General features: G+C 34.1%; 16 protein-coding genes. 7 read left to right on the plus strand and 9 right to left on the minus strand.

Annotated elements, in window-relative coordinates; genetic code table 11:
- Positions 1-158 precede the first annotated feature (158 nt).
- A complete protein-coding gene (locus MY04_RS28305) occupies positions 159-2,225 on the minus strand; it encodes a DEAD/DEAH box helicase (protein ID WP_336234591.1) in 2,067 nt (688 codons plus the stop codon).
- Positions 2,226-2,444: 219 nt separating this feature from the next.
- Here MY04_RS28305 and MY04_RS06505 point away from each other — a divergent pair, with 219 nt between their 5' ends.
- Positions 2,445-4,421 (plus strand): OmpA family protein, encoded by a 1,977-nt coding sequence (locus tag MY04_RS06505; protein WP_158297600.1) that lies wholly within the window; start codon positions 2,445-2,447, stop codon positions 4,419-4,421.
- A 3-nt stretch (positions 4,422-4,424) separates the two neighbouring features.
- Here MY04_RS06505 and MY04_RS06510 read toward each other — a convergent pair whose 3' ends face one another.
- Positions 4,425-5,012: a hypothetical protein gene (locus MY04_RS06510; RefSeq protein WP_066207834.1), complete on the minus strand. Its 588-nt coding sequence runs from the start codon at positions 5,010-5,012 to the stop codon at positions 4,425-4,427.
- Between the two features lie 251 nt (positions 5,013-5,263).
- Between MY04_RS06510 and MY04_RS06515 the strand changes: the two genes are divergently transcribed.
- From MY04_RS06515 to MY04_RS06530, 4 genes are all read left to right on the plus strand, one after another.
- Entirely contained in the window at positions 5,264-5,608 is a 345-nt protein-coding gene (locus MY04_RS06515; protein WP_066207836.1) for a CidA/LrgA family protein, read from the plus strand.
- A complete protein-coding gene (locus MY04_RS06520) occupies positions 5,608-6,312 on the plus strand; it encodes an LrgB family protein (RefSeq protein ID WP_205960499.1) in 705 nt (234 codons plus the stop codon). Before MY04_RS06515 ends, MY04_RS06520 begins: the two co-directional genes overlap by 1 nt.
- A 155-nt stretch (positions 6,313-6,467) precedes the next feature.
- Entirely contained in the window at positions 6,468-6,674 is a 207-nt protein-coding gene (locus MY04_RS06525) for a hypothetical protein (RefSeq protein WP_066207838.1), read from the plus strand.
- 20 nt (positions 6,675-6,694) lie between these two features.
- Positions 6,695-6,988, plus strand: coding sequence for a hypothetical protein (locus MY04_RS06530; protein ID WP_336234592.1), 294 nt, complete (start codon positions 6,695-6,697; stop codon positions 6,986-6,988).
- 141 nt (positions 6,989-7,129) lie between these two features.
- Here the strand turns inward: MY04_RS06530 and MY04_RS06535 are convergent, their stop codons facing one another.
- Positions 7,130-9,319 (minus strand): caspase family protein, encoded by a 2,190-nt coding sequence (locus MY04_RS06535; RefSeq protein ID WP_084005793.1) that lies wholly within the window; start codon positions 9,317-9,319, stop codon positions 7,130-7,132.
- A 290-nt stretch (positions 9,320-9,609) separates the two neighbouring features.
- Here MY04_RS06535 and MY04_RS06540 point away from each other — a divergent pair, with 290 nt between their 5' ends.
- Positions 9,610-11,226, plus strand: a complete 1,617-nt coding sequence (locus MY04_RS06540) for an alpha/beta hydrolase family protein (protein WP_066207842.1) — start codon at positions 9,610-9,612, stop codon at positions 11,224-11,226.
- 176 nt (positions 11,227-11,402) lie between these two features.
- On the opposite strand, the gene MY04_RS06545 is transcribed toward MY04_RS06540, so the two are convergent.
- From MY04_RS06545 to rpe, 3 genes are all read right to left on the minus strand, one after another.
- The gene (locus MY04_RS06545) at positions 11,403-11,822 is read right to left on the minus strand and encodes a hypothetical protein (protein ID WP_066207844.1); all 420 of its coding nucleotides are present in this window, start codon (positions 11,820-11,822) and stop codon (positions 11,403-11,405) included.
- Between the two features lie 128 nt (positions 11,823-11,950).
- Entirely contained in the window at positions 11,951-13,219 is a 1,269-nt protein-coding gene (locus MY04_RS06550) for an aspartate kinase (RefSeq protein WP_066207846.1), read from the minus strand.
- Positions 13,220-13,429: 210 nt separating this feature from the next.
- Positions 13,430-14,077, minus strand: coding sequence for a ribulose-phosphate 3-epimerase (rpe, locus tag MY04_RS06555; protein ID WP_066207848.1), 648 nt, complete (start codon positions 14,075-14,077; stop codon positions 13,430-13,432).
- Between the two features lie 293 nt (positions 14,078-14,370).
- Between rpe and MY04_RS06560 the strand changes: the two genes are divergently transcribed.
- A complete protein-coding gene (locus MY04_RS06560) occupies positions 14,371-16,398 on the plus strand; it encodes an alpha-amylase family glycosyl hydrolase (RefSeq protein WP_066207852.1) in 2,028 nt (675 codons plus the stop codon).
- A 156-nt stretch (positions 16,399-16,554) separates the two neighbouring features.
- On the opposite strand, the gene MY04_RS06565 is transcribed toward MY04_RS06560, so the two are convergent.
- From MY04_RS06565 to MY04_RS06575, 3 genes are all read right to left on the minus strand, one after another.
- Positions 16,555-18,291, minus strand: coding sequence for a SusD/RagB family nutrient-binding outer membrane lipoprotein (locus MY04_RS06565; protein ID WP_066207854.1), 1,737 nt, complete (start codon positions 18,289-18,291; stop codon positions 16,555-16,557).
- Positions 18,292-18,321: 30 nt separating this feature from the next.
- The gene (locus MY04_RS06570) at positions 18,322-21,393 is read right to left on the minus strand and encodes a SusC/RagA family TonB-linked outer membrane protein (RefSeq protein ID WP_066207855.1); all 3,072 of its coding nucleotides are present in this window, start codon (positions 21,391-21,393) and stop codon (positions 18,322-18,324) included.
- A 723-nt stretch (positions 21,394-22,116) separates the two neighbouring features.
- Positions 22,117-23,751 (minus strand): SusD/RagB family nutrient-binding outer membrane lipoprotein, encoded by a 1,635-nt coding sequence (locus MY04_RS06575; protein WP_169055523.1) that lies wholly within the window; start codon positions 23,749-23,751, stop codon positions 22,117-22,119.
- Positions 23,752-23,778 lie beyond the last annotated feature (27 nt).

Consider the following 23,778-nt stretch of genomic DNA (forward strand, 5'->3'; position numbering starts at 1 on the left):
GTAAATAAAGGATGAATTTTTACAAATGTATAAAGAAATCTATGGGTATAATTACTTCTCTGATGATTTCTTAAAAAAATATAAAATATATTATCATAATAATAAACCCATCACTTATAAATAAATAAGTAATGGGCTTATATTAAAGCTGTTAAGCACTATTTTTTCTTTTTCCCAGATCCCATGTAAGCAGAAATTTTTCCACTTGCACGTTGTTTTTCCATAGAGGATTTATTCTTGAGACGTCGATTTTTATCAACTTTATCTTTGTTCTTCTTTTTCTCATGGAAGGCACCTTGATAATTCGGATCTTCGATCTTTTTCTGACGATCGATCTCTCTTGCCATATCTTGACGTTCGTCTTTTGGCGTTTCTTCGAATTCTAGATCAAGTGGTAAGTCCAATACATCAATCTCTTTATTGATTAATTTCTGTACCTTTTTCAAATGGTATTTCTCAGCATCGTTACAGAAAGTGATTGCTACCCCTGTATTGTTAGCGCGACCAGTTCTACCTACACGGTGCACATAATCGTCATACATTACGGGCACATCAAAGTTGACCACATGAGACACCATACTCACATCGATACCACGTGCAGCAACATCAGTGGCTACTAACACTCTTACTCCACCTTCCTTAAAGGCTTGAATACTATTAATTCTAGCATTCTGTCCTTTATTTGCATGAATTACTTTTACTTCTCCTTCTACCTTTCTTTCTAGATACCTGAAAATACCATTTGCGTGGTCTTTCTTTTTCACAAACACAATGACTCTACTAAGCTCACTGTCTTCTTCATTTAATAAGTACTCTAAAAAGTTAAGCTTTGTCTTGAAGTTGGGCAGATAATATAAATATTGATCCACCATTTCTGCAGTAGTAGCTTGAGGGGTAATCTCCACTCTTTGAGGATATTCCAAAAATTCTTCGCTTAATCGAACAACAATATCTGGCATTGTTGCCGAGAATAATAAGTTCTGACGTTTTCTAGGAATAATCTCTAGCATCTGACGAATTTGAGGCATGAATCCCATATCCATGATTCTATCCGCTTCGTCCAATACCATATATTTAATTGACTTCGTCTTCAGCTTACCTCTAGAGTAAATATCCATTACTCTACCAGGAGTTCCGACTAAAATATCAATTCCTTTTTCAATTTCTTCTATCTGAGTTTTTGGTCCTATACCACCATAAACTACAGCATGACGAAGTCCGGTATATTTACCTAACTTTTCAACTTCTTTTCCTACTTGAATAGCTAACTCTCTTGTTGGAACCAAAATAAGCACTCTTGGATCGTTACCTTGAGCATATTTAGCTTTAAATAAAAGTGGTAATAAATAAGCAGCCGTTTTACCAGTACCTGTTTGAGCAATACCAAATAAATCATGACCTGCAAGTACTAATGGAATTGCCTTATCTTGGATAGGTGTTGGTTGGTCATACCCCATTTCCTCACAAACTTGATACAATTGTTTGTTGAGTTTAAACTTTCTAAAACCTTCAGTACTTTGCTCTAATGCCTTCTCTTCGGCAACAGTTTCTGGAGTATCTCCTTTTTTTCTTGGAAGAAAAGTAAGTTGAGGATCATCACCTAAGTGATCGATATTATTAAATTCGATTAATTTAAACTCTCCGGTATATTCGTTGAATTCGATCGTAGTTACACCCGTGTTTTTAGGAGCATAATTTTTCATTTGATCAAAATCCATATCAAGTAATAGGCACAAGAAAATTCTGATGGATCTTGAGTGCATACAAATCATTACATTACGCTCATTTTCGTTTTGCATGATTTTCTCTAATCCTTCAGCTTCACGACGAAGAACATCCATTAAATGTTCTCCACCTTTTGGAAATGCATCAAAATTCCCTTTTTCCCATTCATCAGAAATACCTTGTACAGTCATTCCATCAATCACACAGTCATCAATAGAATTTCCTTCATACTCACCATAATCCATTTCATCAAATTCAGGCATAATTTCGTAAGGCAATCCCTTATCGATAAAGCCTTGTGCCGTTTGATGTGTTCTTTTTAACGAAGTCACATACAATTTATCAAATGGAAAGTCATTGTAAGCATCAAATAATAGAGACGCTTGCTTTTGACCATTCTCATTTAAGTCAGCATTGATTTTTCTTCCTTGAACTATTCTTTTTGTATTATAAGCGGTTTGTCCGTGACGAACTAAGTATATTCTTTTAGGCTGATGCATAAATTCTTCTATAAATTTTACACAAAGTTAATGGCTTCTTTGAGAATAAGGTAAAGTATTGGGGAGAATTAAGAAGAAAGTGAGGAGTGAAGTTATCATTGGATAATACTTGATATAATAGTTAGCGAAGAAAAGATCATTATTAATTTCAATTTTAATTTTTGGCTATTTAAATTGAAAAGAGTTATTATTGTTAGGTATAACTAATTCCCCCTTGCTTTGAAAAACATTATCGTCTCACTATTACTAGCATTACTTTGTTTGCCTATTCCAGCTCAAACTATATTTTGGGCAGATACTGTTATTTCCTATAGTTCAGAAATATCTTCTGTAAGAAATAATGCTGATCAGGTTTTAGGTAGACCAAATGTCCCTAGAAATATACAGGAACATCCTCATGCATGGCTTTCTTCTGAAGATAGCTTAAGTGAAATCACTGTAGGTTTTTCATTTCCTCTAAATAATATACATCAGCTTATTATCGCTGAGTCCTTTTACCATAATGCCATTCAGAAGGTGTATATCATTACAACTCATCATGAAGAAATTGAGGTATATAGTCAGCTTCCGGGGAAATTAGAATATGGTAGCCTGATCAATAACTTCTTTTTTAAGACTCCTGAACACCCCATTGAAGGTGTAAGACTTATATTAAATGCGTTATCATCTACTAGAATGACTGGTATTGATGCCATTGGTCTAAGTTCTTCAACAAAGGCAATAAGTATTTTACCTCAGGTGAGTGAGCAATTGGTATCAGATGTTAAGGTTGAAAAACTACCTTCCCCTATTAACTCTTCTGATAATGAACATAAACCAGTGTTGGATATCAGTGGTGAAAGATTACTTTTTTCAAGATCATTAGAAAATACACCCCATCTCTTTGATGCCTCACAAAAAGATAACGAATGGAAGGTGACCGAAGTGATGTTGGATTCAAATTCAAATATTCAAGATAAATACATCACGGCCATCAGTCCAGATGGTCTGACGGCATTATCAGTTATCGATGCTTCTGGCACAGAATTTCAATTGTCTACTTTCGAACTGAGTGATAGTATCGGAATGGATCAAGAACAGATCATTATCCCTAATGTTGAACTTCTAAAGCAAAAGTCTGATTTCTTTCTATCCAATAGTCGAAAAGTGATGCTGATGTCACTTACTGATCATAGAGATGAAAAAAGAACTGATATCTATGTAAGTTTTAAAAATGATAATGGAAATTGGTCAACACCTTTAAACTTAGGTAATACTATTAATACAGTCAGTAAAGAAATCACTCCATTTTTGTCAGCGGATGAAACCACATTATTTTTTGCATCGGATGGTCATCAAGGATTTGGTGGGACTGACTTATTTGTTTCGAAAAGGTTAAATGATTCATGGACTGAATGGTCTGCTCCCGAGAATTTAGGAACGACAATCAACACTACCCATGATGAAAAAGACTTATTCCTTCCTATTTCGGGTGATATGGGGTATTTTGTCCGATCTGATCATCAAAATCAAACAGATATTTACAGCGTAAAATTACCTATTTTGTTACCTCCAGAACCGGTAGCTATTGTTTCGGGAAAAGTATTTGATAAAAAATCGAATCAGCCCATCAGAAGTAGAATTATTTACACGGATATTGAGAATCAAAAAGAAGTAGGTACTGTATATTCAAGTTCAAAAGACGGAAAATATTATATCACTTTGCCATTAGGAAAAAAATATGCCTTCTTAGCTCAAGCTAATGGATATCTTTCCCAATCCGAACATATTGATTTAACCTTAGAAGAAAAAGAAGTAAATGCTGAGCAACAACTTTATCTCATTCCTATCGAAAAAGAAGCTCACCTTACCTTAAACAATATTTTCTTTGATCATAATTCTAGCTATTTAAGCAAAGAATCGTTTGATGAATTAAATAGAATTATAAAACTTCTGAAAGAGGAACCAAGTATTAAAAAGGTTGAAATTTGTGGATATACAGATAACCAAGGTGATGATAAATACAACAAATGGCTATCAGAAAAAAGGGCCAATTCTGTCAGAAATTATTTGATTAAAAAAGGCATAGACTCTAATCGTTTAATTGCTCTTGGTAAAGGTGAAGAAAATGCCGTTGCAGATAACAATAGTGTAGAAGGCCGGAAAAAGAATAGAAGAGTTGACTTCTCTATATTGGAAATGGATAAAATTAATTAATAACTACTTAAAAGTACTCATTCTCTTTTTCTGAATATAAGATAGGTTTTCAGTAAAAGCTTTAGATGTATTAATGTAATAATAGATGATAGCATCAAGTAGTATGTTTTTGTATTTACTGTAGATAATCAATCTTTCATTTACTTTAAATAATTGATCGGCTATTTTACCAAACCATAATTCAGGAATTTGCTTCTCCCCTGTATGATGTAAAATATCCTCCATCATTAATAAAGCTTCTTCTAAATGATTATTTTCAAGAAGTTTCTTCAATTGAATATGTAATGCCTTTACATAATTAGTATCCAAATTTCCTTTTTTGAGGTCATGAAAACCCAACTTCAATTGTTTGATTAAAAAGTTGACTTCAACTAGCTTTTCTTCCAATTCAAATATTTCTTCTTCAATAACAGCAATGCTTAATATAGATTGAGCACTATCTAATTTCCCCATGTTAATATAACAATCTGCCCAAAGCTCAAATTCTTTTTGTGATACTTTATTAAAATCATCTAGTTTTTTGGATAATGTCTCGATGATCGTCAAATAGTCTTTATTTTGATACAATAATAATAAATCAACGTATTCCATTTTTATGTAATTGGGTAGTTTCGTACATCAATAAAAATCTGCTAATCAATAAATAACCGCTATTGATTGCTGTTATTAAATATACAATTAAAAATAAATACCGTAGTTTGTTATGAGAAATAAAGTGTAAATAATCACCTTTTTAATAATTCTTATATCTCATAATCAGATAAGTAAATAATCATAAAAGCATTGTATATTTACTAATATATAACAATCGTGTTGCGAAAGAAACTGAAAATTAATTCGATATGATTCGAGGATTTATGTTGATATTGGCCATGTTGTCAATTGGAACGCTAATAAATGAACTAACTGATCTCCCCATACCGGGTAATGTAATAGGCATGATCATTTTATTTTTATGCTTACAATTTAAAATTATCCCTTATGATTGGGTCAAAGATGCCGCTGCATCATTAACAAAGAGAATGTCTTTATTTTTCATTCCTGCTGGCGTAGGTATGATGGAATATTTAGACTTACTTAAAGATAATGTAATGATGATCTCTGTAACTATTGTTGGGAGTATGTTTGCTGTACTACTAACAGCAGGATGGACAGGTCAATTTCTAGGTAAAAAAGATCAGAAGTAATGGTAGAAATCATCAAACATTTATTCGAGAGCGAAACCTTTGCCTTGGCGGCAACGCTTGGATTATTTTTGATATTCGAACAAGTATATCAGAAATTAAAAACGCCATTATTGAATCCTGTATTACTGACCATCATTACTTTAATTGTGGTTCTTATATATGTGGATGTACCGTATACGACATTCAAAAAAAATACTCATATGATTCACTTTATGTTGGGACCATCTGTAGTCGCATTAGGAGTTTTATTGTATGAGCAATTACATACCATTGGGAAAAATGCTATTGCCATTTTAACAGCTACTTTCTTAGGAAGTGTAGCAGGTGTGGTTAGTGTTATTTTAATTGCCAAACTGTTTGGAGCAGATTATGAATTAATTGCATCTATGGCTCCTAAATCAGTCACAACCCCTATCGCTATGGGTGTATCGGCTCAAAATGGTGGTATTCCTTCTATGACTGCAGTATTTGTAATTATTGTGGGAATTTTAGGTGCTTCTGTTGGACCATTAGTATTAGAAAAAGTGGGTATTAAAAAGCCATTGGCAAAAGGTTTAGCTATGGGATCTTGTGCTCACGGTATTGGTACTGCTGCTGCAATACAAATTGGTATGATTGAAGGTGCAATTAGTGGTTTATCTATTGGTTTAATGGGTATATTCACTGCTCTGACTACTCCAATTTTATTGGATATATTTTTCTAGAATTTGATATCAAATATTCGATATATAGAAAAGCTCAAGATGTTGGATCTTGAGCTTTTCTGTTTTTAAAATAAACTAAACCAAATCTCAAAGATTGAAATTAAATAATAGTTTGGTATCTTTGTATAATATTATAAATACCTCAATATCAATAAATGAAACAAATAGTTTTAAATATTAAAGAAGGAAAGTTTAAGTTCTTTATGGAATTAATTCAAAATCTAGATTTTGTACAAATTCAAGAATCAGGTGATCAAAACGAAGTAAAGACTGATATTAAAGAAGCGATTAAGGAACTAAATTTAATTAAAGAAGGTAAAATAGAAGCAAAAGATGCTGACGATTTAATCAATGAACTATAAAGTAAAAACTACCCCAAAATTTGAAAAAACTAAAACTCCTGATAAAAAAATACCCTTCCCTTAAACACGAATTTATTGAATTGGTTAATTCATTAAAATATAATCCATCACAAGGAACATTAATTGGAAAAAATTGCTATAAAATTCGTCTTTCTATTAAATCTAAAGGAAAAGGAAAAAGTGGTGGTGGCAGGGTAATTACTAATATTATAATTTCAGATTCAGTAGTATATTTATTAGCTATTTATGATAAATCAAACAGAAGTACTATAACTGATAAAGAATTGATAGAGTTATTAAAAAGCTTAAAATAAAATTTATTTTTTTCCTGTTACAGAAAACTAAGAAACCTTCTCAAGCTCCTTTATAAATCGTTTATAATTCCTTCTATTCTTCCCCCAGTCGATCATTTGTTGGGAGGGACTCATATTTATTTAAAATAAATAATACGAATATTATTTTATACTCTCCCCAAAGAAAGTATGTCTTTCTAAAAACCAATTAGCAGGTTCATCATCTTTATCCCCTTCCATAAAATCATCAAAGGAGTCGTCAGCCCCCCTTGTTTGCACACCTTTTTGTTCAAATATCGAAGTATCTGTAATGATCTTTTCAGTGGATAACATTAAAATATTATCCGTTGAAAAAGGTGGCTCTATGTATAATAAATCAGGATCACTTAACATTACCTTTGATAAATAATCGCCATTATCATCTTTACAAATTTGCTCAGTGAAGTTCTCCACTGCTCCATGATTTTGAGGAAATAAAAGCGTCATTTCTCCATTACTTTCTAATAAGAAAACATAGATATATCTATCTGGAGATTTCCAATTCAAGTATAAATTTGGATCATTATATAATACCAAACCATACTTTTCTCCTTCTGTTAAGGCACCTTCTGTTATTATCTTTTGATCTGATTCTCTTTGCAAACCTAATTTGTAAGGGAAATTGACAGTGTTGTTTGGCACTTTTGTCACCAACCAACCTTTTACGTTTCCTAGCCTTTTTGCATAATCAGTGAGAACATATATTTTTTGATCTGTTTTCCAGTCCGTTTCATCTGGGAAAGGATTCTCATTGCTATTGTTGTGTGCATGAGCTCTTAGCCAAGCATATTCTAAATTATTGTTTTCATTAAATCGACCAATTAAACGATAATCGTAGTCTTTTTCAGAGGCAACAATTTCTACTTTCGGCTGACCGTTTAAATCAGAATACATGCTTTGGGCCACCTTAGTGGATGGAGGGACTTCAATAAAAATCTTTTTTCCTTCCACTTTCTTATGGAGTATATCAACTAGTTTGGATGATTTCGGCAACTTCTTCCCAAAGTCATATTCTTCATTTTTTATGTCAGAACCCATCCAGCCTTTATCAGTTAAATATACTTTTAGACTCACATCCTCCTCTAAGGGAGAATAGGCCAATAATCCTGCCTCATTCAAAGTTTGAGATAATGATTTGATTGCTTCTAAATCAATATCAGTGACTCCCATTTTCATCACCTTGACTTTTAATCGATCGGGACTGAAAGGAGCCCATTTGCTTACGGTAAGTAAATCCCCTTCACTTAAATTATCATCACCCTTTACCAGTTTAGCAAAACAAGTATTGATACCCGATAATTCAGTAACTTCTAAAGTAATGTCTTTATCTTGATTGATTAACTCTGCACCTTCTACCAACCCAATAGCATTACCACCATCGATATGTATCTTATATTTATTTTCTGCATCTATTACAGCTACTCTAACCCCTTGATAACTATCCGACACTTCTCCGAATAATGGCTTTCCTAAACGTTCCTTTGTCGCTTCAATTACAGGATCTTGACGGGGAACCGAGTTGTATAAAATAATCGAATTTACTCTCTTAAATATATCTTCTGAAGACTCATGCACACTTCCCATCTGCAGTGATTTCATCAAAGCATAAGTAAATACGCCATGAGATTGACCTCTATCGTCTTTATATTCTTTGGCTAACTGATAATCTTGAGCTGCTGAAACGATCAAAGCACCTTTCTCAACTAAATTTTTACTCTTAGGGTAACTCCTATCTAAATCAATATCATCTACAGGCACATACCTTGATCTTAGTTGTTCCAAATCAATTTTACCTCTTGATGATGAACCTGAAAAGCAATTATCAAATACAACTACCAACTCCCCTCCTTTGCCTATTATCCTTGAGAAGTAGGTATTGATTTCAACATCTAATAAATAATCCCCTGTTTTTAAAACATCAGAAGGCACCAAAGCCTCATGCTTTTTGTCTGCCTCATAAAATTTTGAGTTCTTGATTTGTGCCCCATGACCAGCATAGTAAATAAATACATCATCGCCTTTTTCAACAACTTTAATCAAATCTTCAAAATTTTTGATGATATTCTTTTTTGTCGTTTGCTTTTCGGAAGTTAGTAAGGACATATTTTTTGAATTAAAACCATACTTAAACTTCAATAGGTCGTAAATAGATGTCGCATCGTTCACTGCACCATCTAAATCTTGCCATTCTGCATATCGAGCTTTTTTTGAATTAGTATATTTATCGATACCAATAATTAAAGCATGTTTTTCTTTAGCAAACAACGAGAAAGAAAAAAGAAATAGGATTATTGAGCAGTATAGGCTTTTCATCAAAATTTATATTAACTGTTGATAGGATTTTCTTTTATATTCTAAGATTTTTATCAAATTATTGATAAAGGATTATTTCAATATCTAAGATACAATTTTTCTTCCGATATATATGATGGCGAATTTAAATAATCTTCGAATTTGTATGTAAAAGCTATATTTATATTACATATCTAAAAGAATAAGCCAACAAATAATAAATACTATATCATTTAGAAAATAAGGAATAATTCTTGATCCTAAAAATTGTACTTTACATTGACCATGATTTAACGGAATCAAATCGAATTATGAAACACTTTTTTGTACTACTACTGATAATTTTTTCTGTACAAACGTCCAAAGCACAATGGATGAATGAAAACCTAGAGGGAAAATGGATAGGCACTATTGATTTTGAACTATACCCCGACTTGGTTTTCGTAAATATCGATTCTGTAATTAAAGTAAAGTTGTTCTATCATCAAGAAGAAACTGAAAAAGTAGAAAACTATAAAGAAACTTCCGATTCTTTAACTTTCCAGATTGACACCCCATCTATGGCGGCTACCTATAAAGGAGAAATCATTAATGATAGTACAATCATGGGTAAATTAGAAGTTGGTTTTAAAACCATTGATTGTAATTTAATTAGAATTGCTGCGATCAATATTGATGACATGGGCAGTTTGTTAGGTTACTTTAGTTTTGAAGATGGTCGTGTGATTCAAATCGAACCATTCTACATTGATGGTACTACTCACCCATTAAGAATACTCGATTATTACAACGGTAAACAACGTATTTTATATCCCACTTACAAAGATAAAAACAAGGTGACTTTTGCAGCAGGTCCAAAAATGGCTACCTCTTATCCAACGGATTTTACCATCACTTTATTTAGGAATGATGCTGGTGAAGCACTTCGTTTACAATATGATTCTTTTGTAGAAGGTACTTCATTAAAAGAAGGTAAAAGATTACAAGAGTTGGCGAATACCAAAGAGATTATTGTAAAAAATGATGACGTACAGATTGAAGGTACTTTAACTTATCCTAATATTGACACGAACAATCATCCTTTAGTGATTTTTGTTCCAGGTGCAGGACCTCAATTCAGAGGAAATTTATTTGATGAATACATCAGAACACTTCCATATTATGGTGTAGCTACTTATGTGTACGACAAAAGAGGTTGTGGTTTATCGACTGGAGATCGAAAGTCTGCTAATTTTGATGATTTTGCTAGTGATTTGGAAGCTGTTATTAAGAAATTAAAGAAAGCAAAACATATCGATGAAAATAGAATTGGTATAGTTGGTTTCGATCAAGCAGGCTACGTGATGCCACTCGCACTTCAAGAAAGAGACGACATTCAATTCATCGTTAACCTTTCTGGAGCAGTAACTCCTTTTGCAGATCAAGAACTACAAGCATTACAGAAAAGGTTAACTGCAGATCAGTTCACTAATGAAGACATAGAACTGACTCTAAAATATCAAAAACTATTCATGAAATTCTTAGAAGATGATCAAAAGACACCTGAACTGATGGAAGTCTACAACAAGATCATCTTAACACCAATGATAGAATATATCACCACATTAGATCAACAAGAATATATTGATTGGTGGAAAAGGTATTATAAATTCGATGCTAAAGCTTCTTGGGAAAAAATCAATTGTCCTGTACTCTCCATTTATGGTGAAAAAGACAATCTATTAGATCCACAATCAAACTTAGACAGAATCGAAACTTTCAATAATCATTCACTATTTACTACTAAAGTATTAGAAAAGTCAAACCACTTACTCCTCATTGGTGGTAAACGTGGAGATGTTCAGTTAACTGAAATTGAAGGATATCACCCATTCTTGTTCAAGACGTTGAATGAGTGGATTGGGGAGAAAATGGGGATGTTGAAATGAAAAATGAAAAGTTAAAAATGAAAAACGTAGTTAGTAAAACTAACGCAAGTTCAAAACGTATATCTCAAATAAATGAGGAGCGTTAGAGCAACATTTCACGTTTTTAATTTTTCATTTTTAACTTTTAATTTTAAACCAAAAAGAGGTGATTCGATTGAATCACCTCTTTTTGGTTTTTATGCGTTTTGCCAAACGATCTTTCTATTCTTAGAATCCACATTCAGGATAATTCTTAGTGGATTTGGAATAATAACCAATCTTGTTGGTTTGTTTTCTAACTCGTCAACTTCTACCGGTACGCCTTGAGCGTGGTTACAGTCGAATTGTTTTCCCAAATCGTTGGCGCCAGTTTCAACGTATTCTTGAGCGATATAACTTAAAGGAGAAAGCACTTCCGTATCTACTTTGTACTCTTCGTGAACATCACCAATGATATCCTCTAAAGTCTCCCCATGCTCATCGATAAAGTCATCTTCTAAATCGTGTAACTCATCTTCGATATCATCATATGATTCGTCTTCATAAGTTAGTGCGTTTAATTGTTGACGCTTTTCTACGATAGCAATAAGTGCTTTGTCAATTGCAGTAGTATCCATAATTATTTTATTAGCAACTAAATGCTTTGGTTATATATAATTTTCAAATATTGAATATCTAAATTCGTTTTGAGCAAACAAAATAAATTTAGGTTTAAATATAAAGAAGTTTAGTTTAATACAACTACTTATAAGCTTCCTTCATTCACAACAATTTGTAATGTGTCTTTAGAATATTGACGCATATACACATCGTTTAAAGACAAATCGAGCTGATTAATAGTATCTTCCTTATAATTTTTGATGGTGACTAATTCTAAATCTTTGATCATTTCTATCTTGAAACGATCTTCAAAAAGGTTCATCAGTTTATCTATTTTATCTTGACGGTGGTTAACACAAATAGAAAGGGATAATGCTGAGTTTTTGATCATATTGACTTTCAGATTCAATCGAGCACACTCAGTAAATATCACACCTAAATCACCTTTTGATACATTCAGATAATCTTTTTCTTCGAAACGAATTAAAGATTGTTTTCCTTTAAAGATAACTGAAGCTGTACTAGGAAAATCAGTAAAGTTACCGATAGCAGTTCCCTTTGCTGCAGGATCAACAAATGAGTTGACAAATAGAGGTATATTTTTAAGTGCTAATGGTCGAATGGTTTTAGGATGTATTACCGATGCTCCAAAATACGTTAACTCTGCTGCATATTTATAAGGCAATTCATCAAACTTTTCTACCTCTTTGATCCTTCTTGGATCGGAACTCATAATACCTGGAACATCTTTCCAGACACAAACTGTTTCTGCATCCAAACAGTAGGCAAAAATAGCTGCTGTATAATCAGACCCTTCTCTACCCAAAGTTGTCGTTTTATTATTGACTGTTCCACCAATAAAACCCTGTGTTACCACAATACCATTTTGCAAATAATCAGGTAAATCAGCTTTTATCATTTTAGTGGTCCAATTCCAGTCGACTGAGGCCTCTCTCCAGTATTCATCTGTTTGAATATAAATTCTAGCATCAAGAAATTTGGTTTCTACTTCTTCTTGATTTAGATAAGCAGAAATAATGTGTGTCGATAATAACTCTCCATAGCATACTACCTGATCATACAGTTCATCATTTGAGAAATATCTTAGTTTTAAATGCACTTCAAGATCATAGATAATCTTCTCTATTTGAATAAATATGCTTGCTTCCTGATTTTTAAATAACTCATGAGCAATATCTAAATGAAAAGATTTTAGCTTATCTAACTCTTGCTGATAATCATCTCCTTTGATAAACTTCACCACTATGTTTTCAATTAGATTAGTGGTCTTGCCCATTGCGGAAACCACCACAACCAACTGTTTTTGATCACTAAACTCCTTGATGATATTTTTTACATTCTGAACCGATTCAGCATCTTTTACGGAAGCTCCTCCGAATTTAAAAACTTTCATAGGTATGGTTTATTGTTTATGGTTATCAAATAGTCTATCCCAAAATTTACTATTGGAATAATTTAGGTTTTGTAGTATAAAAATATAAAAATGAAGACAGAAAACATATGATCTCACTCCTATTAAACATAAAAAAATCTAGTCCAATGATTATCAGACTAGATTTTTCCATTCCTATTTAATAGGTGATGTTATTTTGATATCAAATAATTAAAATTTGATTTTTTCGATTGCCGATTTTGGATCTTCAGCACCAAATACATAGCTACCTGCTACTAAAACTGTCGCTCCTGCTTCAGCTAGTTTCTCAGCATTTGAGCTATCCACTCCACCATCAATTTGAATCAACACATCAGCTCCTGCTGCATCGATCATTGCTTTCAACTTTCTTACTTTATCGTAAGTTGATGGGATAAACTTTTGTCCGCCAAAACCTGGATTTACAGACATGATACAAACGTAATCGATATCATGTAACAAGAACTCTAAACAGTCTAAAGATGTATGAGGATTTAAAGCAACACCTGCTTTTAAACCCAACTCCTTGATGTTCTGGATAGACCTATGCAAATGAGGACAAGCTTCTGCATGAACAGAAATCATATCCGCACCAGCTTTCTTGAAAGCCTCTAAATAACGGTCAGGTTGCTCAATCATCAAATGAACATCCATTGGTTTCTTTGCATGCTTTTTAATAGCTGCACACACTGGCAAACCAAAAGAAATGTTCGGTACAAACATACCGTCCATGATATCAATGTGGAACCAATCTGCTTTACTCTCATTGATTAGTTCACAATCTCTTTGAAGATTAGCAAAATCTGCTGCTAAAACGCTAGGTGCGATAATTGTCTTCATTGTACTATTTTACAGTGTAAGTGTATAGTGTTAAAAATTCGTTGCAAATGTAATTTAATTAATTCTACTCTCAAAATATGAAATGATAATAAAGGTCTAACTAACATTTGTGAACATTTTCACAAAATATAATTATCAATTATTCAATCATTTAAATCGGTTTCTAGGACATTTTCTTTGAAAAAAAACAAATATTATCTATGTGTACAGTATACACTTAAATTGTAAATAGAAAAGAATTAGTTAGTTTGCCTAATGAAACTATATAACTATCCTGTTTTAAGTAATACAATATGAGTAAACAATTACCTCAATTAGTTAAAGATGACATGTGGTTAGAGCCACAAACGGAACAAATTAATGCTCGTATAAATTCATATAATGATCTAAAAACTAACTTGCAAAACAAGTATGGTTCATTACAGAATTTTGCAAGTGCTTTTAAGTTCTTAGGGGTAAACTATGATCCCGTCAATGAAGGTTGGTGGTATAGAGAATGGGCACCTGCTGCTCATGCTTTATATTTAGAGGGTGATTTTAATAATTGGAACAGAGATTCGCATCCTTTAAGAAGAATTGAAGGATCTAATGAATGGAATGGTGTATGGGAGATTTTTCTTCCAAAAGCAGACTACAAAGACACTTTTGTACACGGAAGTTTTATTAAAGTAAGAGTTGTTTCTCAAGCTGGTGATCACGAAAGAATCCCTGCCTACATCGAAAGAGTAGTACAAGAAGAAGGAACTCCAAACTTTGTTGGTCAACTTTGGTTCTCTGAAGAGACTAATTTTGATTGGTCAGGAGATGACTTTAAAACTTCATCAATCAAGGCTCCAATTATCTACGAAGCACACGTAGGTATGTCTCAAGAAGAAGAGAAAATGGGAACTTACAACGAGTTCACAGAGAACATTCTTCCAAGAGTTAAAGCTTTAGGTTACAACTGTATTCAGTTGATGGCCGTTCAAGAACACCCTTATTATGGTTCTTTTGGTTACCACGTGAGTAACTTTTATGCCGCTACTTCTAAATTTGGTACACCAGAAGAATTAAAAAATCTGATTAAAACTGCTCACAGTATGGGAATTGCTGTGATTATGGATATTGTACATTCGCATGCCGTTAAAAACCATAATGAGGGAATTAACGAATTCGATGGTACAGTTTATCAATATTTCCACTCTGGAGATAGAGGTAATCACCCTGATTGGGATTCTAAATTGTTTGATTACAGCAAATGGGAAGTAATTCAATTCCTAGGATCAAACGTGAAGTATTGGTTGGACGAGTATCATTTTGATGGATTCCGTTTTGATGGTGTTACTTCAATGATGTATCATCACCATGGTCACGCTGGTTTTGGTAGCTATGACGACTATTTCAATATGGGCGTTGATGTAGATGCTGTTCGATATCTTCAATTGGCTAATGAAATTGCACATGAAGTAAAACCTGATGTTATCAGTATTGCTGAAGACGTTTCTGGTATGCCAGGACTTAGCCGTGGTATCCAAGAAGGTGGTGTTGGTTTCGATTACCGTTTATCTATGGGTATTCCTGATTTCTGGATCAAAGTTCTTGAAGAACAATCGGATGAGCAATGGAACCTATGGGACTTCTGGTCGGTAATGCTAAACAAAAGAGCAAACGAGAAAGCAATTGCTTATTCAGAATCACATGACCAAGCATTAGTAGGCGATAAAACGATCGCTATGTGGCTAATGGATGCTGAAATGTACACAGGCATGGACAATGAAAGTGGTAGCATGGTGGTAGATCGTGGTGTTGCTCTTCATAAAATGATCCGTTTCCTAACTTGTGTATTAGGTGGTGAAGGTTACTTGAACTTTATGGGTAACGAATTTGGTCACCCAGAATGGATTGATTTCCCAAGAGAAGGTAACGGTTGGTCACATCAATATGCTAGAAGACAATGGTCATTGGTAGAAAATGGTTTCTTGCGTTATCAAAAAATGAATAATTTTGATGGGGCTATGGTTCACCTTGTACGTGAACATCACACATTAGAGCCTAATACTCCTGTAGACTTATTAAATATGGATACTGAAAACAAAACTATCTGTTTCCGTAAAGGAGATCTTGTATTTGTTTTCAACTTCTCTCCTACTAACTCACTTCCTGATTACAAATTCTTTGTTGGTCAAGAAGGGAAATACGAAATGATCCTATCTACAGATGAAAAACAATTCGGTGGATTTGGTCGTAACGAAAGAGGTGGAGAATATTTCACAGACGACGATAAGAGTATCTCTATTTATAACACTAACCGTTCTGCGATGGTGTTTAAAATAGTAGATTAATTGATATAATATCATTTGATAAATCTAGAGGCTGTTTCATTTGTATGAAGCAGCCTCTTTTTTAATATCAACTTTTTATTAATTGAGTTACAATAAAGCCCGAACCAACTTAATGATTCAGGCTTTACTTTGGCGATTAATATTTGATACTAGATGTTACTCAACAATTCTATAGTTATCAAATGCTTTGTGGTTCCACCATACTGTTTTACCATACATCGTATTTGTGATGCCTTCCGCTGCTGCAGCCCAGTTTGCAGCATTAGTAGTCTGTTCAGAAATAGCATAAGGGAAACGATATGGTAAACCAAGTCCTTTATATTGGGTACCTCCTCTTACAAAAGTAAGTTGAGGATAATTTGTTCTTCTTACTTCTACAAATGATTCAGGACCATTGGTGTAGATAGATATAAACTTTTGCTCAGCAATCAATTGTTCTGCTTTTGCTATATCCCAAGACACAGATGCTTGAGCAAGAGTTCTATCAATATGTTCAGAAAGATTTGCCAATGAAATTACTACCTCATAACCATCTTCTTCGATCACTTTATCCTCTGAAAATGTAATCTGACCTCTAATATCACCAAATGAAGCAGTTTTAATACCGTATTGATCAGCCAATTTGTACTGTCTTTCAAAAGAAGCTTTGATACCATTTTCATAAGCTGTTTGAGGTGTTCCTGCAGCTCCTACTCCCAATACAGCCGCTGCTTCAGCTTTGATGAACTCCAATTCAGAATACGACATCACATGAGATACACCATTAGGTGTTGAACGGTATAAAACACCAATTCTTGATCTGTCCGCGATGGCAAAAGCTTCCCCCTTAGGCACTCCGTTTTCTTGACCAGTGTATTCAATATCTTCGTAATTCTTTGTAGAATCAAATAATGCGATTGAATTAGGTGTTGGCGTGGCGAAAATGTACATACGTGTATCTTTTCGCTCTTTCAACATATCAATCATAGTCTTTGATGATGAGAAATCATCACGACCATCGCGTACATAATTCTCGAAGAAGGGATGTTCATAGGGTTGAGTACCTGCATAAGTCAACATTGCATCATCTTCGATAGATGAAAATACTGGATAGGTTCCCGGATCACTAAAGATTCTGGTTAATCCTTCCTGTGCAATCGCTTGATCAATTTTAGAAATATGGATATATAATCTAGCTGATAATGAGTTGGCTAACTTTCTCCACTTTGAAGCATCTCCACCATAAATCATATCAGATTGAAGTTCAACCACCCCACCATTTGATAATAGATCGTTTGCCAATTCTAACTGCTTAAAGAAATCTGTATAGATATCTTTTTGAGCATCATATTTAGGTTGAGTAATGGTACGTTCGTACCCTAATGCCACTGTTTTGAAAGCTTCACTGTATGGTACATCACCCCAAACATCGGTCATAATCGAGAAGAAATAAGTCCTCATTACTAGAATAGCTCCTTCCATTGCTTCGTAATTAGCAATCTGCTTTTCGTTACCGGCAGGGCTTTCCAATAATGCATTCTTTGTCTCTCTCACTTTATGTAAAGCCAATTCCAAGTCGTACATAGAGGCAGATCCATTACTGCTTGATCCCGACATTGCGTATTTCCAATAACCATCTATAGCATTTGAACGGTATTCATACCAATCCTCATCGATATACTGAATCTTAGCAAAATGTTGCGACCATAAACCTGATGCCGTTAAGTTGAAATCTTCCGCCTGGAAACCATAAATACCACCAATTCTTGAAAATGTAGCATTGGCAAAAAGATTCCCTGGGTTCACATCAGTTGGATAGTTGGGATTGTTTTGCATCTCATCAAAATCTTTAAAACATGAACTCATGCTTAAAGTCAAGATGATACTTGCGATATATATTATTGATTTTTTCATCACTATTTAAGTCTATCGTTAGTGTTTTCTTTAGAAGTTCATTTTGATATTAAAACCAAAACTTTGTGGAGATGGTAACTGCCCAAATTCGAAACCTTGACCGTCTAAGCCAGCACCAAAGGCTGCTTGAGGATCAATATTAGGTGCATTTTTGTGGATCATAAATAAGTTATTTCCTACAAATGCTACACTCATTCCTTTAATTCCGTACTTCTTTGTAAACGTTGATGGAATATTATAGGCTATCGATAATTCTGCTAACTTGATGTAAGTAGCATCATAAATGTACTCTTCATGAATACCATAAAGCGATTGATAGTAATCTTGAGTAGGTACTACTTTGTCGTTTGTAGATCCGTCAGGAGAAACACCAGGAGTTACTCTACCTGCTTCACGATTCATTGCAGTTACATCAAGAACACCGGCATATTCACCAAACATATTCGTTACAGAGAAAATGTCACCACCTACAGAAATATCAATTAAAGCTGATAATGTGAAGTTTTTGTAAGTTACCGAGTTACGGATACCACCTCTCCAATCTGGGTTAATCGATCCCAACTTCACTTTTTCATCTGTTTTCATCGCATAGCCATTTTCATCAACCATCACATTTCCTTGATCGTCTCTTTGGTAAGCATAGCCATAGAAAGTACCTAACTCCTCTCCTGGTCTAGCTTCAGTTGTCAATCCCCAATATTCACCTAATACAAATGAATCAACACCTTCTGCTAGAGAAACTACTTCGTTTTTATTTTTTGAGAAGTTGAATGACACATCCCAAGTCACATCCTTGGTTTGAACAGGAGAAGCAAACACCATTAATTCTACACCTCTGTTATCAATTTGACCGGCATTGATATACGAATATCTATAACCTGATGCTGCAGATACATCGGCAGGAACAATTTGATCATACGTCGATTTCTCATAATACGCTGCTTCAAATCCTAAACGGTTATTGAAGAATCCCATGTCTAAACCAACTTCCCAAGATTGAGTAGTTTCCGGTTTTAAATCAGGGTTAGCTTGAGTTGTCTCGTATTTAAACATTGGATAACCATTATACGGTAAACCCGATACATAAACATTCGATGTTGAGTATGGAGTAGCTCCATTACCTACTTCGGCCCATCCACCTCTCAACTTACCATTTGATATCCAATTAGGTAATTCCATATGCTCCGAGAATACATAGGAAAGGTTTACCGATGGATATAAGAATGAATTATTTGCTTTAGGTAATGTCGACGACCAGTCGTTTCTTACTGAAATATCAGCAAACAAAAAATCTTTATAACCTACTGATGCTGTACCATATAAAGAGTTGATAATTTGCTCTTCAAAGTAAGTGGTAGACTCAACCTGTCCAGTTGCATTGGCAGGAGTATATACCCCTGGGGATGCTAAACCAAAGGCTGTCATGGAGTTAGAAGAATATACTTTGTACATGTTATTACCACCAAAGTTGGCATTCACATTCCAATCCGTACCGAAGTCTTTAGAGAATGAGAACAAGAAATCGAAGTTGGTCTCGTTCACAAAGTAATTCGATTCTGTAAATCCACCATCAGGATCGTTGATGGAATACATTGCCGATTTAGACAAACGATTTTCGTTGTATAAATCAGTACCACCTTTCACTTTAAAATTCAGGTAATCAGTAATGTTCCATTTCAATGACGCATAACCATTTATTCTATCTCTTAGCTGAGAATTGGTATTTTCGTGCAAAATCCAATACGGGTTATCGTGGTAATTGTAGTTCCAATTGTAAGGAGTTCCATCAGGATTTTTATAATCCTTCAACATGTTTGTATCTACCTGACGTCCAAACCAAACGAACTGTTGCATCACGTTATTTTCACCATATCCTTGAGATGGAAGGTTATCTGATGAACGTCTTGAATAAGTCACTTTCGAATCAAATTGTAGGTTTTCATGGATTTTATGACCAAAATTTAAAGAAGCAGAATAGTTTTCCAAACCAGTGTTTGGTACCATACCTTTCTGATCAGAATACATCATCGAGAAACGTACATGTGATAAATCTGTAGCATTTTGAATCGACAAGTTAGTTGTTGATACATGACCTGTTTCAAAGAAATCTTCCACGTTGTTAGGATTAGATACCCATGGTACTGCCTCTCCATTCGAGAAGAATTGAGGAATCATTAATCCAGCATCTAACTTAGGACCCCAAGATTCATCAACCCCATCGTAAGTACCGCCATTTGCACCGTCTTCAAAAGAGAATTGTCCATTCAAACCTTGACCATATTCGTTTTGGTAATTCGGTAATAATAATGGCTTTTGGAAAGTGGTTGTATTTGATAATGAAACACCTAAACCTTCTGACCCTTTACCTGATTTTGTGGTAATTACAATTGCACCATTCTGTGCTCTTGATCCATAAAGTGCTGCTGCGTTTGGCCCTTTCAAAACGGACATTGACTCAATATCGTCAGGGTTGATATCATTAATTGGCGATCCAAAGTCGGTTCCACCACTTGATGTATTCCCAGAGTTGTAAGAGTTATCTACAGGTACACCATCAATAATAAATAATGGTTGGTTGTTACCTGTAAGAGAAGAATTACCTCGTATCGTAATTCTTGATGATGCACCTGGTGCACCAGACGAAGTGTTGACCATCACACCGGCAACTTTACCATTTAAGTTATTCAAAACATTGTTATCAGATCCTTTCAAATCGTCTCCTTTAACTTCTGATACTGAATAACCTAATGACTTTTTGTCTTTCTCAATACCCAATGCAGTTACTACGACTTCTTCAAGTTGTTCTACATCTTCTTCTAATACAAACTCAAATTTTGATTGTGTTCCAACGTCAACAGTTAGCGATTTGTACCCGATCAGACGAACAATAATTTTTTCAGCATTTGCGGGTGCATCAATATGAAAAGTTCCATCAAATGATGTCACTGCACCAATAGTGGTACCTTCGATCATTACTGTGGCTCCCGGTAAAGTGTTGGCAGAGGCGTCCATCACTACACCTTCGATCTTTCTTTCCTGAGCATTGGACGTAAAGACCAACCCCAAGAATAAAAAGAGAAATTGAAGTACTCTTTTACTCATGATAATAGGTTAATAATTGATTGATTGATAAATACAGGGATGATTAGGCACTAGGAATCCACAGAAAAAAGAGAACCTTTCTCCTAAAATTGATAGCAAATAAACAAACCCAATAGTTTTTAATTAGTTAAAAATCAGAGTTATAAAACTCATAAAAGTTATGATGTAAGCGTAGGGAACAGTTTTAAAATTTGACTATAGCATCTTTTGAAATGTTACAGTTTAGCTTTGGATACCCTGATGATTACACTACAAGTTTAACAACGTGCAGGTCACATTTACAAAATCCTTTAACATTAAGAAAGAAAACCAATTTTGACACTAAAAAAAGATAACTAATTGATATTATGACAGATACATAATTGATAAAATATGTTTAAATACAAACATTTAAAGTAACACTGTTTCTATGCGTACTACACAAAACAAATACCATAACCTTCTGATTTATAGCTTTCAATCATAAATACATTAATCAATCACGATAGTAACATTGTTTCTTTTATATATAAAAAATAATCTGTAATATCAATTACTTTATCCAAAAGTAATTTTTTTATTAATTTAACGATAGATGACATATTTTTGGTAACCTTTTTCTGAACATAAAAAAAACCACTCCTAATTTTAGAAGTGGCTTTATATCTTTTATGATTGCTATTTTACTATTCCAGTGGATATCTCAAAGCTTACTTTTCCACATCCATTAGAATAACTTTATGATTACTTGTAATCAATTTCTGGTGAATTCTCAGCGAACCAAACTTTCTTACCATACACTGTTTGCTCGATTCCTTCAGAAGCTCTCGAGAAGTTCTCGTAGTTTGAAGTTTGCTCAGAGAATGGATAAGGGAATCTGTTAGGAAGACCTCTCTCGTACTGAGTAGCTCCTCTTACAAAATGAATTCTTGGTAAACCTGTTCTTCTTAATTCAGCATATGCTTCAGCACCGTTTGTATATAATGCTAAGAATTTTTGTTCCATGATCATTGTCATAGGGTCTTTTCCACTTGAATTAACTCTATCGATTACGATTTGAGCATCTTCATTAGCAGTACCCATACTAACACCAGCCTCAGGAATTACAGTTGCGTTATACTCCTCAACTTCAGAATATTGTTTCTCGAATGACGCTTGAATACCTTGTTCAATTAAAGTATTGTAAGCACCAACTGGAACACCCAATCTAAAAGCTGCTTCAGCTTTGATAAACAATAATTCTGAATAAGACATCCAGTACGATTTACCTGCAGGCTGATCTTTATAAAGACTACCAATTCTTGATACTGCACTCATTACAGGCATCTCATCTCTTGGTACACCGTTCTCTTGACCAACATACTTAGGATCATCTTCCTCAGAGTTTGGAGTTGGTAAAGCATAGATGTATAAACGCTTATCATCGTTCTCCTTCAACATATCAACAGTAGTTTTAGATACTGCAAAGTCATCTCTATTGTCGATATATCTGTTGTAGTAGAATGGGTGCATGTAAGGTTGAGAACCGATGTATCTCAACTCAGCATCATCTGAATTAGCTTCGAAAACAGGACGGTTAGCATCTGCAAATAATGTAGTTAAACCTTGAGTTGCGAAAGATGCATCAGTATAACTCATTCTAATGTAGATTCTTGCTGCCAAAGAGTTTGATAATCTTCTCCAAGCTGAAGTGTTACCTCTATAGATCAAGTCAGTACCTGTATCCATTTTACCATTTTCAGCTAGGTAATTGTTTGCCTCTTCTAACTCTTCTAACAATGCTTCATAAATCGACTTTTGATCGTCGTAAACAGGTTGGAAGTTTGTTTGTTCGTAACCTAAAGCAATTGTTTGGTTAGCCTCAGTGTAAGGAATATCACCAAAAGCATCAGTCATACTAAGGTAAATGTATGCTCTTGTAGTTTTTAAAGCACCGATTAGCGCTTTTGCATCTCTCGCTTGAGCAGCATTATCTGTCTCTTCTGCAATTGCTAATCTTTCATATGAACCTTTCAATGCTAACTCCAAATCATGAAGACCTGCCATGTGTGGAGTTGTTGGAGAATTAGAAATACCAGCGTACATTCTTTTCCAAATCTCATCCATTACAGATGGACGGTACTCATACCAATCCTCGTCTAAGTATTGGATTTTAGCAAAATGCTGAGCCCAAATACCAGCAGCAGTTTGATTGAAGTACTGACCTTGGATACCATAGTTAGAACCTGTTGATGTGAACAATACGTTCGCAAACAAACTTTCAGGATCCACTTCTGATGGTAAGTTTGGATTCTCTCTTAATTCTTCAAAGTTTTTAAAGCATGATGTTAACGAGAATGCGATAACAATTGCTGAAATAATCTTTATATATTTTTTCATCATTGATTTCAGTTTAAAGGGAATAAA

This window comes from Flammeovirga sp. MY04 (assembly GCF_001682195.2).
GTDB lineage: Bacteria > Bacteroidota > Bacteroidia > Cytophagales > Flammeovirgaceae > Flammeovirga > Flammeovirga yaeyamensis.